Origin of the sequence: Sphingomonas sp., assembly GCF_036387535.1 — a bacterium.
Classification (GTDB): Bacteria; Pseudomonadota; Alphaproteobacteria; order Sphingomonadales; family Sphingomonadaceae; genus Sphingomonas_R.
In genome coordinates, this window is sequence record NZ_DASVTO010000148.1 from 1 (window position 1) to 13,335 (window position 13,335).

Genomic DNA, 13,335 nt, shown 5'->3' on the forward strand with positions numbered 1-13,335 from the left:
CCAACCCGGCCGGGTTGACCGCCGGCACGGGCGGCAATGCCCGCTCTGCGGTCGGCCGGGGTGCGGGCGGCGCGGTCGCGCATCCCGCCAGCGCCGCCAGTCCCGCCGCCGCCGCCAGCCTCGCCGTTTTCCTCATCGCCGCCTCCGGTGGTACAGGTGGGTTGCCATCGCCGCGCCCAGGATCGGGGCGATCAGATTGACGACCGGAACCACGAACAGCACGGCCGCGACAAGCCCCAGGCCCAGCCGGACCGGCCGGGTTTCGCCCAGTTCCCGCTTTATCGCGGCGGATGCCATGTGCCGCGCCGCCACCATCTCCCACAGGTCGCGTCCCAGCACGACGCCGTTGACCGCCAGCGCCAGCAGGAACGGCCCAACTCCGGTAACGATCAACAGGATGTAGAAGGGCAGCGCGACCACATTATAGCCGATCAGCCGCCCCGCCGATCGCAGCCCCATCGCAACACTCCGCCCCCAACCCGGCGGCCGCGCCGCGCTTGCCGCCGCCGGATAATGGCGCCGCTCCACCGCCGCGACCACGCTGTCCGACCAGGCCCCGGTCACGCCAATCGCGACGGCGGGGAACAGGAACCACAGCGCCAGCACCTCCACCGCGACCGTGCCGAGCCCGGCCAGGTCGCGCGTGCACAGCGCCACCGCGCCCGCACCCACGCAGACATCCGCCGACTCCAGCCAGCGATACAGCCCATATCCCCCCGCCACGAAGATCAGCAGCGTCACCGCCACCGATCCGATCACCACGCGCAGGATCGCGGGATCGCGCAGTTGCCGCAGGGCCAGAAGGAACGCGCCTATCATCACAGTGCCTTAGCCCGCCGCGCGGCGGGCCGTCACCCCATCGGTCGCGCGCGGGTCCGAAAGGTCGCTTGACTTGGGGGCGATTGCCCGTAGACCCCGCGGCGGGCCACGCCGTCCCAACGCGGCGCGTGCTCTCTGTGAGGAGAGACTATATGACTGCACGTCCCGATGCGCGCCCTGCGCGTCCGTTTTTCTCGTCCGGCCCCTGCGCAAAACCGCCCGGCTGGGACGCTTCCAAACTCGACACGCAATCACTGGGCCGTTCGCACCGGTCGAAGATCGGCAAGACGCGCCTGCACTATTGCATCGACCTGATGCGCGAGATGCTGCGCCTGCCCGATACCCACCGTATCGGCATCGTCCCCGGCTCCGACACCGGCGCCTATGAAATGGCGATGTGGACGATGCTCGGCGCGCGGCCCGTCACCGCACTGGCCTGGGAAAGCTTCGGCGAAGGCTGGGTGACCGATGCGGTCAAGCAGCTCAAGATCGACCCGACCGTGATCCGCGCCGACTATGGCCAGCTGCCCGATCTCGCCGCCGTCGACTGGTCGACCGACGTCCTCTTCACCTGGAACGGCACCACCAGCGGCGTGCGCGTGCCGAACGCCGACTGGATTCCCGCCGATCGCGAGGGGCTGTCCTTCGCCGACGCCACCTCGGGCGTGTTCGCCTATGACATCGACTGGACGAAGATCGACGTCGCGACCTTCAGCTGGCAAAAGGTCTTGGGCGGCGAAGGCGCGCACGGCGTCCTGATCCTCGGCCCGCGCGCGGTCGAACGGCTCGAAACCCATACCCCCGCCTGGCCGCTGCCCAAGGTGTTCCGCCTGGTATCCAAGGGCAAGCTGGCCGAAGGCGTGTTCAAGGGCGAGACGATCAACACCCCTTCGATGCTCGCGGTCGAGGATGCGATCTTCGCGCTCGAATGGGGCAAGTCGCTGGGTGGTGCCGATGCGCTCATCGCCCGTTCCGATGCCAACGCCGCCGCGCTCGACAGGATCGTTTCCGATCGCGACTGGCTCGGCCATCTCGCCGCCGATCCCGCGATCCGCTCCCGGACCAGCGTCTGCCTGACCGTCGCCACCGACGAGGCGGTCCTCAAGAAGATGGTGGCGCTGCTCGAGTCCGAAGGCGCCGCCTACGACATCGGCGGCTACCGCGACGCGCCGCCTGGCCTCCGCATCTGGTGCGGCGCCACCGTCGACACCGCGGACATCGAAGCGCTCGGCCCCTGGCTCGACTGGGCCTTCGCCCAGGCCAGCGCCGTTTAAAGACCTCCCTACCGACCCCGTCATCCCGGCGAAAGCCGGGATCTCCCTCAGATAAAGCGCTCATCCCAAGCCCAGGCGAGATCCCGGCCTGCGCCGGGATGACGAATTCTCTTCAGAAAGCCCACCCATGCCCAAAGTCCTCATCTCCGATAAAATGGACCCCCGCGCCGCCCAGATCTTCCGCGAACGCGGGGTCGAGGTCGACGAGATCACCGGCAAGACCAAGGAAGAGCTGATCGCGATGATCGGCGGCTATGACGGCCTCGCCATCCGCTCCTCGACCAAGGTGACCAGGGACGTCCTGGCCGCCGCCACCAATCTCAAGGTCGTCGGCCGCGCCGGCATCGGCGTCGATAATGTCGACATCCCCGCCGCGTCCGCCGCCGGCGTCGTCGTCATGAACACGCCGTTCGGCAACTCGATCACCACCGCCGAACATGCCATCGCGCTGATGTTCGCGCTCGCGCGCCAGTTGCCGGAGGCCGACGCCTCGACCCAGGCCGGCAAGTGGGAGAAGAACCGCTTCATGGGCGTCGAACTGACGTCGAAGACGCTGGGCCTGATCGGTGCCGGAAATATCGGTTCGATCGTCGCCGACCGCGCCCGTGGACTGAAGATGAAGGTCGTCGCCTTCGATCCGTTTCTTACCCCCGAGCGCGCCATCGAGCTGGGGATCGAGAAGGTCACGCTCGACGAACTGCTCGCCCGCGCGGATTTCATCACGCTCCATACTCCGCTCACCGATAGCACCCGCAACATCCTGTCGGCCGAAGCACTGGCGAAGACCAAGAAGGGCGTCCGCATCATCAATTGCGCGCGCGGCGGCCTGATCGACGAAGTCGCGCTGAAGGCCGCACTCGACAGCGGCCAGGTCGGCGGCGCTGCCCTCGACGTGTTCGTGGAGGAACCGGCCAAGGCATCGCCCTTGTTCGGCACGCCCAATTTCATCTCCACCCCGCATCTTGGCGCGTCCACCACGGAGGCGCAGGTCAATGTCGCGATCCAGGTCGCGGAACAGATGGCTGACTTCCTGATGTCGGGCGGCGTCACCAACGCGCTCAACATGCCCAGCCTGTCGGCGGAGGAAGCGCCCAAGCTCAAGCCCTATATGGCGCTGGCCGAACGCCTCGGCAGCCTGGTCGGCCAGTTGGAAACCCGCATCGACGCGGTCTCGATCGAGGTCGAGGGCGCGGCCGCCGAACTCAACCAGAAACCGATCACCGGCGCGGTGCTGGCCGGGCTGATGCGTGTCTATTCCGACACGGTGAACATGGTGAACGCGCCCTTCCTCGCCAAGGAACGCGGCCTCGACGTCCGTGAGGTCCGCCATGACCGGGAAGGTGATTACAACACCCAGGTCCGCGTCACCGTCACCACGCCGGAGGGGCAGCGCTCGGTCGCCGGCACCTTGTTCGCCAACGCACAACCACGCCTGGTCGAGATCTTCGGCGTGAAGATCGAGGCCGATCTGGCCGGCACCATGCTCTATGTCGTCAACGAGGACGCGCCCGGCTTCATCGGCCGGCTCGGCAGCACGCTGGGCGAGGCCGGCATCAACATCGGAACCTTCCACCTCGGCCGCCGCGCCGCCGGTGGCGAAGCGGTGCTGCTGCTCTCGGTCGATTCGGGCGTCCCCGATGCGGTTCTGGCGCAGGTGAAGGCGCTCCCCGGCGTGAAGCTTGCCACGACGCTGCGCTTCTAGGAGCGGCAGAATGAACCCTCTCCCCTCCGGGGAGAGGGTTGGGAAGGGGGGATGCAACCGTGAAGCGCGATGCAACACTGACGGCACGCGCAAAGACGATGCGCACGCACCAATCCTCACCCGAACAGGCGCTATGGACCCTCCTCCGTGCCCACCGTCTGTTCGACGTCAAGTTCAGCCGTCAGGTGCCGGTCGGTCGATACATCCTGGATTTCGCTGCACGCAGCTTGAAACTCGCCATCGAACTGGACGGGGATACACATGCCCATCAAGTCGCGTATGACGCCCGCCGAACCGCTGACCTGGAAACGTTGGGCTACCATGTCCTGCGATTCTCTAATGCCGATGTCATGCGCAACGCGGAAGGCGTGATGGAGACGATTATGGCAGCGCTTGCGTCACCCCCTCTCCCCGGCCCTCTCCCCGATGGGGAGAGGGAGCAGAAGACCGTGGCGCGACCGGCCCCCTCTCCTCTCCGGGGAGAGGGTTGGGGAGAGGGGTTGCGCGACCTATCACACCCCAAGGATTCCCAATGACCAACGGCCTCCTTCCCGAAGGTCTGCGCGATCGCCTGCCGCCGCAGGCGGAGGCGGCGTCGCGCCTGCTCCACCGCATCATCGTCGCGATCGGGCGCCATGGCTATGACCGCGTCTCGCCGCCGCTCGCGGAATATGAGGAGGAACTGGTCGGCCGGCTGAAATCCGCCCGGCGTCAGGATCTGCTGCGCTTCGTTGATCCGGTGTCGCAACGCACGCTGGCGCTGCGCCCCGACATCACCGGCCAGGTCGGCCGCATCGCCGCCACACGCATGGGCCACCGCCCACGGCCGCTGCGGCTGGCCTATGGCGGGCCGGTCCTGAAACTGCGCGCGACGCAACTGCGCCCCGAACGCGAACTGACGCAGGCTGGCGCCGAACTGATCGGCACCGATGCCATTCCCGCCATCGTCGAAATCCTGCGCGTCGCAATCGAGGCGCTGGAGGCGGCCGGTGTCACCGCCATCACCATCGATCTGACGCTGCCCGACCTGATCGAAACCTTGGCCGCCGACGCGCTGCCGATCGCGCCCGAACGGTTGGGCGATCTGCGCGGCGCGCTGGATGCCAAGGATGCCGGTGCGCTGCCCGCGATCGGCGCGCTGGCCTATCTGCCGCTGATCGAGGCCGCCGGCCCGCTCGCCTCCGCGCTCGCCCGGCTGCGCGCGTTCAGCCGGTGGGACATCCTCGATCGCCGGCTGGATGCGATCACCGCCATCGCCGCCGCCTTCGACGGCCGCGTTGCCTTCACGCTCGATCCTACCGAACGCCACGGCTTCGAATATCAAAGCCTGATCGGCTTCTCCTTGTTCGCGGAGGGCCTGCGTGGCGAGGTCGGTCGCGGTGGCTCCTACGCGATCATGCATGCCGACGGCGCGGAGGAACCCGCGGTCGGCTTCTCGCTCTACATCGATCCGCTGGTCGATGCCGGGCTGGGCCAGGAACCCGCGCGTCGCATATTCCTGCCGCTCGGCACCGATCCCGCCGCCGCTCGCACGCTCCGCCGCGATGGCTGGATCACGGTGGCCGCGCTGACCGCCACCGACGAACCCGTCGGCTGCACGCACCGCATGGTTGGCGGATCGCCCACGCCGCTCTAAGGGGCAGGGCGCTATCGTCCGTTCGGACCCCATCATCTCGAAAGCGAAGAGTCCATGGCCAACGTCACCGTCATCGGCGCCCAGTGGGGCGATGAAGGCAAGGGCAAGATCGTCGACTGGCTGGCGGAACGCGCCGATGTCGTCGTGCGGTTCCAGGGCGGCCATAATGCCGGACACACGCTGGTGGTTTCGGGCAAGACCTACAAGCTATCGCTGCTCCCCTCGGGCATCGTTCGCGGCACGCTGTCGGTGATCGGCAACGGCGTCGTGCTCGATCCCTGGCATTTCCGGGACGAGGTCGCCAAACTGGCGGCGCAGGACGTCGCCATCACCCCCGACAATCTGCACATCGCCGAAACCTGCCCGCTGATTCTCCCCTTCCACCGCGACCTCGACGGGCTGCGCGAGGATGCGTCGGGCGCGGGCAAGATCGGCACCACCCGCCGCGGCATCGGTCCGGCTTATGAGGACAAGGTCGGCCGCCGCGCGATCCGCGTCTGCGATCTCGCCCATCTGGACGATCTCGGACCGCAGCTCGATCGCCTGCTCGCCCATCATGACGCGCTGCGCGCCGGCTTCGGCGAACCCCCGATCGATCGCGCCGCCCTGCTCGCCGATCTGGCCGAGATCGCCGACATCATCCTGCCTTATGCCAAGCCGGTCTGGCGCACGCTGGGCGACGCCCGCGCGCAGGGCAAGCGCATCCTGTTCGAAGGCGCGCAGGGCGTGCTACTGGATGTCGATCACGGCACCTATCCGTTCGTCACCTCGTCCAACACGGTCGCCGGCACCGCCGCCTCCGGCTCCGGCCTCGGCCCCGCCGCGCCCGGCTTCGTGCTGGGCATCGTCAAGGCCTATACCACCCGCGTCGGCTCCGGCCCGTTCCCGACCGAGCTGGAGGACGAGACCGGCACGCGCCTCGGGACACGCGGTCATGAATTCGGCACCGTCACCGGCCGCAAACGCCGCTGCGGCTGGTTCGATGCGGTGCTGGTGCGGCAATCGGCGGCTGTTTCCGGTATCACCGGAATCGCGCTCACCAAGCTGGACGTGCTCGACGGGTTCGAGGAACTGCGGATCTGCACCGGCTATGATCTCGACGGTCGCCATTACGACTATCTCCCCCCGCATCCGAACGATCAGGCGCGGGTGCGGCCGATCTACGAGACGATCGAAGGCTGGTCGCAATCGACTGCGGGCGCCCGCAGCTGGGCCGACCTGCCGGCGCAGGCGATCAAGTACATCCGCCGCGTCGAAGAACTGATCCGCTGCCCGGTGGCGCTCGTGTCCACCAGCCCGGAACGCGAGGACACCATTCTGGTCCGCGATCCCTTCCAGGACTGACGGCATCGCCGCGCTCGCCCTGCTGATCGCGGCCATCGCCGTCGGTCGGGGCGCGGCGCGCCTGTCCTGGCCGGTGGCGGCGGTCGCTGCGCTTGCGCTCGCTGCCGGCGCCGGATTGACCCTGCCCGATCTCGATCAGCATCTGCCGCTGCTCCATCACCGCAGCGCGCTCACCCACGGACTCCTGCCCGCCCTGCCGGCACTCGCCCGCCGCTGGCTTCACCCCGTCGCCGCCGGCCTCGCGCTCGGGCTCGGCTTCCATCTCGCGGCGGATGCCTTCCCCGCCGCCATGACGGGCTATGCCACGATCAAGCTGCCGCTGTACGGCTCGCTCGGCGGCTGGTCCTACCTCTGGCTGGCGGTCAATGCACTGGCTGGCGGCTGGCTGTTCGGCCGGCTGGTCGAAACCCTCTTCGCGCCCCCGATGCAGGGCGCGGTGGTGATCGCGGCGCTGCTGCTCGGCTTGGTCTATCTGTACCGCGTACCGGGCGGCTGGTCCGCGCTGCTGGCCTATGCGGCGATCGGCTGGATCGGTTGGCGCCTGCATCGACCATCGGCGCGTGCCTGAACCCGTCCGGCCGCAACGGGGTTGACGCACGCGCCGGCCCGCTTCATCGCTCGCCCAGGCGCGTGCGACGACGGAGGCTTCCATTTCCCTGCCCGCAGATATCGCACGACTGATCCCGATCCTTGATGCCGATCGCCTGCGATCCGCGCTCCGCATGCTCAACGAATGGCTTGCGGTGGGCGCGGCTGGCGCGGTCGGCTGGCCTTGGCTGTTGAAAAGCCTGGGGGACGGCGGCCCAGCCGCCCGCGCCGCCCTGCTGGCCCGCACCGGTCTTGACGACGACGCGCTGCCCGATCTCGGCAGCTGGCGCGCGGATGCGGATTTCCTCAACATCATCGCCGGTCATATCCTGGATCGTCGCCCGCAAACGGTGGTGGAACTGGGCGGCGGCACCAGCACGCTGGTCGCGGCGCACTGCCTGGATCGGATTGGCGGCGGCCGGCTCGTCAGCATCGACGGCAGCGAGCAGTTTGCGGACGCAACCCGCCGTCTGATCGCCGATCGCGGGCTGGAGGCGGAGGTCCGTGCCGCACCGCTCGATTATCAGGACACGGGGTGGCCCGGCGCCTGGTATGCCCCGGTTCCGCTGCCCGACCGGATCGACCTGCTGATCGTCGACGGGCCGCCCTGGTTCCTGCATCCCATGGTGCGTGGTGCGGCCGCGACGCTGTTCGATCGTATTCCATCGGGTGGGGCGGTGCTGCTGGACGATGCCGCTCGGCCCGGCGAACGGCTGGTGGCGCGCCGCTGGCGCCGGGAATGGCCACAATTCAATTTCCACCGCGTCGACAACACGGCAGGAACACTGGTCGGCATACGACGCTGACGGAAAAAGGGCGGCCGTGCAGCCGCCCTTTCCACATATGTGGGACCTTAGATCCGCGGCTTGCTGCCCCGCTTGTGACGCGTCGTCGTGGTGCCGGTGGCGGAGCCGTTGGACCCGGTTCCGGTCGCGGTGGCCGACGTGTTCCCGGTCGTCGACCCGCTGGCCGCCGATGAGTCGCCGGTGCTGCTGCCCATCGTTCCGGCCGTTCCGCCGGTACCGCCCATGCTGCCCGTCGCGCCAGTGGACGATCCGGACGTCGTCGATCCGGACATCGTCGGATCGGTCGTGGAACCGGCGCCGGTCGAACCCGACCCCGTCGTTCCCATGCCCGTTCCGGACTGCGTGCCCATGCTGGATCCGGCGGAACCACCCTGTGTTCCGGATGTCATGCCGCCACCCGCCGTTCCGCCGGACTGGCCTGTCGCCTGCGCGAACACAGCAGTCGGAGCAAGTGCAACAAGTGCAGCAATCAAATGATAGTTCTTCATGTTAGCGTCCTCTCGTGATACTGTACTTGTACCAACGCACATCGGCGAACATGGACGCTCAGCTCGTCTTATAAAGTGATGCTATTCATCGATATTTTTGCATGACATCCCGGCATCAGCCGATCTGTCCACGGTGGAGCAGTTTCTGGTCTGCCAGGACTAGCGCCATCATCGCTTCCACCACTGGCGCCGCCCGTATCCCGACACAGGGATCATGCCGGCCCTTCGTGGCGATTTCCGCGGCCGCGCCTGTCCGGTCGATCGTCTCGACCGCCGTCAGGATCGACGATGTCGGTTTCAGCGCGACGCGCACGACCACCGGCTGCCCCGTGGCGATGCCGCCCGCGATCCCGCCGGCATGGTTCGCCAGGAACAATGGCCGGCCGTCCTGCCCCGGGCGCATCGCATCGGCATTATCCTCACCGCGCAGCCGGGCGGCCGCAAACCCGTCGCCGATCTCGACGCCCTTGACTGCGTTGATGCTCATCATCGCGCTCGCCAGTTCCCCGTCCAGCTTGGCATAAAGCGGCGCCCCCCACCCTGCCGGCACACCGGTTGCCACGCATTCGACCACGGCGCCCAGCGATGATCCCGCCTTGCGCGCGGCATCGACCAGCATTTCCCACCGGGCCGCCGCCGCAGGATCGGGGCAGAAGAACGGATTGCGATCGATCTCGGCATCGTCGTGCGCGGCACGGTCGATCGCATCGCCACCGATCTCGGTCAGATAGGCACGGATCCGCACCTCCGGGATCACCGCACGCGCCACCGCCGCTGCGGCCACCCGCGCCGCCGTTTCGCGCGCGGACGATCGTCCGCCACCACGCGGATCACGAAACCCGTATTTTGCGTCATAGGCGTAGTCGGCATGGCCGGGACGATAGGCGACCGCGACATTGGCATAGTCCTTGGATCGCTGGTCGACATTCTCGATCATCAGGCTGATCGGCGTCCCCGTCGTCCGCCCTTCATACACACCCGACAGGATGCGCACCACGTCCGGCTCCCGCCGCTGCGTCGTGAACCGCGACGTGCCGGGCCGGCGTTTGTCCAGCCACGGCTGGATGTCCGCCTCGTTCAGCGCCAGCCCGGGCGGGCACCCGTCGACAACCGCGCCCAAGGCTACCCCATGGCTCTCGCCCCAGGTCGTGAACCGAAACAATCGGCCGAATGTGTTGAAGCTCATGACCTTTAACCCTCTCCCGGCGGGAGAGGGAGGGCCCCACCGCCGCTTGGCGGTGGGAGGGTGAGGCCGACTACCCCGCCGCAACCCTGTCCTCACCCTTCCCACGGCGATGCCGCGGGCCCCTTCCCTCTCCCTGGGGGAGAGGGAGAATGATCGTCACGCCAATGCGATGTCCGGCGCGTCCTCGGCCTTCATCCCGATCACATTGTACCCCGCGTCGACATGGTGGATCTCGCCGGTCACGCCCGATGCCAGGTCGGACAGCAGATACACGCCGGCGCCGCCGACATCGTCGATCGTCACGTTGCGACGTAATGGCGCATTCAGTTCGTTCCATTTCAGAATGTAGCGGAAATCGCCGATCCCGCTCGCCGCCAGGGTCTTGATCGGCCCGGCCGAAATCGCATTCACGCGGATCTTTTCCGGCCCGAGGTCCATCGCAAGATATTTGACGCTGGCTTCCAGCGCCGCCTTCGCCACGCCCATCACGTTATAATGCGGCACCACCTTCTCCGCGCCATAATAGCTGAGCGTCAGGATCGACCCGCCTTCCGGCATCATCGCACGCGCGCGCCGGGTCACCGCCACGAACGAATAGGCGGAGATGTTCATCGTCATCAGGAAATTGTCGAGACTGGTATCGACATACAGGCCGCGCAGTTCGGTCTTGTCGGAAAAGCCGATGGCATGCACGACGAAGTCGATCGTCGGCCAGCGTTCCGCCACCTGCGCGAAACTGGCATCCAGCGCCGCCATGTCGGACACGTCACATTCCACCAGGAAATCGGACCCGACTTCGGCAGCCAGCGGCTTCACCCGGCGCAACAACGCATCCCCCTGATAGGTGAAGGCCAGGTCCGCCCCCTGGGCGCGCAACGCCTTGGCAATGCCCCAGGCCAGCGAGCGGTCATTGGCCAATCCCATGATCAGCCCGCGCTTCCCATCCATCAGTCCGGCCATTGTCACTCCTTCGGCGTCGCGTCATCGACGGCCGCCCCCTCTAGCTCCGGAACCACTGTTTCCGCCAGTGCCGCGTTCAGATGCGCGCCCACCACGATCCCCAGCCCCACCGTCCAGAAGAAGAACAGCGCCACGATCGTCCCCGCCAGCCCGCCATAGGTCGGCTCATAGCCGCCCAGCGACGCCAGCAACACCGGCAACAATGCGGTGGTGCCCAGCCACCATAGCGTTACCAGCAACGCGCCCGGCCATTTCGGGCATGCCCCATAGCGATATTTGGACGGGGTCAGCGTCAGGAACAGCAGGTACAGCGCGCCGAACATCAGGGCCGCCGGCACCAGCCGCGATAGCCCGATCCAGCCCGCCACATTCTGCGCTACCGGGATCAGGCGATAGATGAACTGTTCCGCTGCGGTCAGCACGCCTTGTGCCACGAAGGAGATCAGCGCCAGCACGACCGATCCGATGATGATCGCGACCGATCCCAGCCGGTAATGCCAGAATGGCTGGCTGAACGTGGTGCCATAGGCCCGGCGCAGGATGTCGCGGATCGTTTCGATGAACGATCCCACCGTCCACAACCCGACCAGCGCACCCAGCCACAGCAGGGACCCGGTCCGCGCCTTCAGCACCTGCAGGATCGGTTCGCGCAACAGGTCGGCAACCCCGTTCGGCAGCGTTTCCAGGAATGAATTGACCGTGCGCAACCCGTCGTCGCTGCGCCCCAGGATCGATGCCACGGCCAGCGCCACGATGAAGAACGGGAACAGCGTCAGCAACGCCAGATACGCGATGTTGCCGGCATGGATGAACCCGTCGGAATAGACGCCGACGCCGACGCGCTTCAGCACCTCGAACGGATAGGTGCCGGGTTTTACCTTGTCGATCTGCCGTCCCAATCCATGTTTGCGCCGTGCGCGTGCCTCCGGCGACTGCGGGGATATATCGCCCATCGCGGCCATCTGCATGCGATCCCTCTGGGTATCGGTCACCATCGTCCCCCGTCGCTCCGCAGGGATGCGGGTCGAACGGTCTATACGCCCAGCCCGGTCCGTGGGTTGCGTGTCGCGCCCGCCGCCTGCCGCTTCTCGGCAAAGGCGATCAATTCGGCATCGTCCCCGGGGAGATCGATGGCCAGCATGACATATTGATATCCGCGCCCGCCGCCTTTCTTGTGGAACCCGCGCTCCTTCAAGCGCAACGTCTTGCCCGATGTCGATCCGCGCGGCACCGTCAGGTTGACCGGGCCGTCGACCGTCGGCACCCGCACCGTCGCGCCCAGCACCGCCTCCTCCAGCGTGATCGGCAGCGTCAGTCGGATATCCTCCCCGTCGCGCGTGTAGAACCGGTGCTTGTCGATCTCGATCGTCACGATCGCGTCGCCGCGGCCCGCCGGTCCCTCCTCGCCCTGCCCACTCAGCCGCATCGGCTTGCCGTCGACCGCATCCACGCTCAGCTTCAGGTCGATCGCCTTGCCCGACGCCAGCGTCACGCGCTGCGGCGCCAGCGATGCGGCATCCTCCAGCGATACCGACAGCTTATAGGCGACATCCGCGCCCTTCGCCGGCGGCGACCGCCGCGCGCCGAACCCGCCCGCCGGCCCGCTGGCGCCGCGCCGTCCACCGAACAGCCCTTCGAAGATATCGCCAAAATCGCTGCTCTCCGCGGTCGTCCCGCCATAGCCGCCCGCGCCCGGCCGTCGGAACCCGCCCTGCGCCGCCCCGCCGAAAGGATTGCCGCCGCCATAGCCGAACGCCGCCTTGGGCTGACCATTCTCGTCGATCTCGCCGCGGTCATATTGCGCGCGCTTGTCCTTGTCGGACAGCAGGTCATAGGCCTGCGTCACCTCCGAAAAGCGTTCCGACGCCTTCGGATTATCGCGATTGCGATCGGGATGCAGCTCCTTGGCAAGCTTGCGATATGCCTTCTTGATGTCCGCATCGGTCGCGCCGCGCGCCACATTCAGCCGTGAATAGAGATCCGCCATGCGCCCCTTTCGCGCCCTTTCCATCAAAGGCCAACTGTTGCCGATTTACAACGACCAGATGGGACGCCATTCTGCCCCTCACAAGAGCATGGTCCCCGGCGGTTCGCCAACCCCATCGAAATCCTCATGGGCTTGGGCTATACGCCGGACCATCATGACAACCGACCCGCATGCCCTGTTCGATGCCTGGTTCACCGAAGCCAGGGCCGCCGAACCCAATGACCCGGATGCGATGTGCTTGGCAACCGTGGCGCCGGACGGTCGTCCTTCCGCGCGCATGGTCCTGCTGAAGGGGCATGATGCCGGTTTTGTCTTTTATACCAATCTCGAAGGCCGCAAGGCAGGCGACCTGCTCGCGACGCAGGTGGCCGCGCTCACCTTTCACTGGAAATCGCTCCGCCGCCAGATCCGAATCGAAGGCGCGGTGACCCGCGTCGCGGATGCGGAGGGCGATGCCTATTTCGCCACCCGTGGCCGCGATTCGCAGCTCGGCGCCTGGGCCTCGGAACAATCGCGCCCGCGCGACAGTCGCGCGACGTTCGAAG

14 protein-coding genes are annotated in these 13,335 nt (G+C 67.2%); 8 read left to right on the plus strand and 6 right to left on the minus strand.

Annotated features, from left to right (window positions below; translation table 11 throughout):
• Window positions 1-132: 132 nt before the first annotated feature.
• Window positions 133-819 carry an EI24 domain-containing protein gene (locus VF649_RS13450; protein ID WP_331012466.1) on the minus strand — a complete coding sequence of 229 codons (687 nt, stop codon included), beginning with the start codon at window positions 817-819 and terminating at the stop codon, window positions 133-135.
• A gap of 152 nt (window positions 820-971) precedes the next feature.
• Here VF649_RS13450 and VF649_RS13455 point away from each other — a divergent pair, with 152 nt between their 5' ends.
• The 7 genes from VF649_RS13455 to VF649_RS13485 all read left to right on the plus strand — a co-directional run bounded on the left by VF649_RS13455 (window position 972) and on the right by VF649_RS13485 (window position 8,169).
• Window positions 972-2,093 (plus strand): phosphoserine transaminase, encoded by a 1,122-nt coding sequence (locus VF649_RS13455; RefSeq protein WP_331012467.1) that lies wholly within the window; start codon window positions 972-974, stop codon window positions 2,091-2,093.
• Window positions 2,094-2,220: 127 nt separating this feature from the next.
• Window positions 2,221-3,795, plus strand: a complete 1,575-nt coding sequence (gene serA, locus VF649_RS13460; protein WP_331012468.1) for a phosphoglycerate dehydrogenase — start codon at window positions 2,221-2,223, stop codon at window positions 3,793-3,795.
• A gap of 59 nt (window positions 3,796-3,854) precedes the next feature.
• Entirely contained in the window at window positions 3,855-4,331 is a 477-nt protein-coding gene (locus VF649_RS13465; RefSeq protein ID WP_331012469.1) for an endonuclease domain-containing protein, read from the plus strand.
• Window positions 4,328-5,431: an ATP phosphoribosyltransferase regulatory subunit gene (locus VF649_RS13470; protein WP_331012470.1), complete on the plus strand. Its 1,104-nt coding sequence runs from the start codon at window positions 4,328-4,330 to the stop codon at window positions 5,429-5,431. Before VF649_RS13465 ends, VF649_RS13470 begins: the two co-directional genes overlap by 4 nt.
• A gap of 54 nt (window positions 5,432-5,485) precedes the next feature.
• Complete coding sequence (locus tag VF649_RS13475; RefSeq protein WP_331012471.1) at window positions 5,486-6,775, plus strand: adenylosuccinate synthase; 1,290 nt, start codon at window positions 5,486-5,488, stop codon at window positions 6,773-6,775.
• A gap of 73 nt (window positions 6,776-6,848) precedes the next feature.
• Window positions 6,849-7,343, plus strand: a complete 495-nt coding sequence (locus VF649_RS13480) for a hypothetical protein (protein WP_331012472.1) — start codon at window positions 6,849-6,851, stop codon at window positions 7,341-7,343.
• Window positions 7,344-7,497: 154 nt separating this feature from the next.
• Complete coding sequence (locus VF649_RS13485) at window positions 7,498-8,169, plus strand: class I SAM-dependent methyltransferase (RefSeq protein ID WP_331012473.1); 672 nt, start codon at window positions 7,498-7,500, stop codon at window positions 8,167-8,169.
• 47 nt (window positions 8,170-8,216) lie between these two features.
• Here VF649_RS13485 and VF649_RS13490 read toward each other — a convergent pair whose 3' ends face one another.
• From VF649_RS13490 to VF649_RS13510, 5 genes are all read right to left on the minus strand, one after another.
• Window positions 8,217-8,657: a hypothetical protein gene (locus tag VF649_RS13490; protein WP_331012474.1), complete on the minus strand. Its 441-nt coding sequence runs from the start codon at window positions 8,655-8,657 to the stop codon at window positions 8,217-8,219.
• Window positions 8,658-8,772: 115 nt separating this feature from the next.
• On the minus strand, window positions 8,773-9,843 hold the full coding sequence (gene aroC / locus VF649_RS13495; protein WP_331012475.1) for a chorismate synthase: 1,071 nt from the start codon (window positions 9,841-9,843) through the stop codon (window positions 8,773-8,775).
• 156 nt (window positions 9,844-9,999) lie between these two features.
• Window positions 10,000-10,803: an enoyl-ACP reductase FabI gene (gene fabI / locus VF649_RS13500; protein ID WP_331012476.1), complete on the minus strand. Its 804-nt coding sequence runs from the start codon at window positions 10,801-10,803 to the stop codon at window positions 10,000-10,002.
• Between the two features lie 2 nt (window positions 10,804-10,805).
• Window positions 10,806-11,756: a YihY/virulence factor BrkB family protein gene (locus VF649_RS13505; RefSeq protein WP_331012478.1), complete on the minus strand. Its 951-nt coding sequence runs from the start codon at window positions 11,754-11,756 to the stop codon at window positions 10,806-10,808.
• A gap of 80 nt (window positions 11,757-11,836) precedes the next feature.
• Window positions 11,837-12,790 carry a DnaJ C-terminal domain-containing protein gene (locus VF649_RS13510; protein WP_331012477.1) on the minus strand — a complete coding sequence of 318 codons (954 nt, stop codon included), beginning with the start codon at window positions 12,788-12,790 and terminating at the stop codon, window positions 11,837-11,839.
• Window positions 12,791-12,944: 154 nt separating this feature from the next.
• Between VF649_RS13510 and VF649_RS13515 the strand changes: the two genes are divergently transcribed.
• On the plus strand, window positions 12,945-13,335 hold a 391-nt coding region (locus VF649_RS13515; RefSeq protein ID WP_331012479.1), incomplete at its 3' end, for a pyridoxal 5'-phosphate synthase.

Excerpts from the sequence above, each read along its gene's own strand:
- VF649_RS13485 (WP_331012473.1), top strand. The coding sequence starts at position 7,498 with ATGCTCAACGAATGGCTTGCGGTGGGCGCGGCTGGCGCGGTCGGCTGG.
- fabI (WP_331012476.1), bottom strand. The coding sequence starts at position 10,803 with ATGGCCGGACTGATGGATGGGAAGCGCGGGCTGATCATGGGATTGGCC.
- VF649_RS13510 (WP_331012477.1), bottom strand. The coding sequence starts at position 12,790 with ATGGCGGATCTCTATTCACGGCTGAATGTGGCGCGCGGCGCGACCGAT.
- VF649_RS13475 (WP_331012471.1), top strand. The coding sequence starts at position 5,486 with ATGGCCAACGTCACCGTCATCGGCGCCCAGTGGGGCGATGAAGGCAAG.
- VF649_RS13470 (WP_331012470.1), top strand. The coding sequence starts at position 4,328 with ATGACCAACGGCCTCCTTCCCGAAGGTCTGCGCGATCGCCTGCCGCCG.
- VF649_RS13490 (WP_331012474.1), bottom strand. The coding sequence starts at position 8,657 with ATGAAGAACTATCATTTGATTGCTGCACTTGTTGCACTTGCTCCGACT.
- serA (WP_331012468.1), top strand. The coding sequence starts at position 2,221 with ATGCCCAAAGTCCTCATCTCCGATAAAATGGACCCCCGCGCCGCCCAG.
- VF649_RS13505 (WP_331012478.1), bottom strand. The coding sequence starts at position 11,756 with ATGGGCGATATATCCCCGCAGTCGCCGGAGGCACGCGCACGGCGCAAA.
- VF649_RS13455 (WP_331012467.1), top strand. The coding sequence starts at position 972 with ATGACTGCACGTCCCGATGCGCGCCCTGCGCGTCCGTTTTTCTCGTCC.
- aroC (WP_331012475.1), bottom strand. The coding sequence starts at position 9,843 with ATGAGCTTCAACACATTCGGCCGATTGTTTCGGTTCACGACCTGGGGC.
- VF649_RS13450 (WP_331012466.1), bottom strand. The coding sequence starts at position 819 with ATGATAGGCGCGTTCCTTCTGGCCCTGCGGCAACTGCGCGATCCCGCG.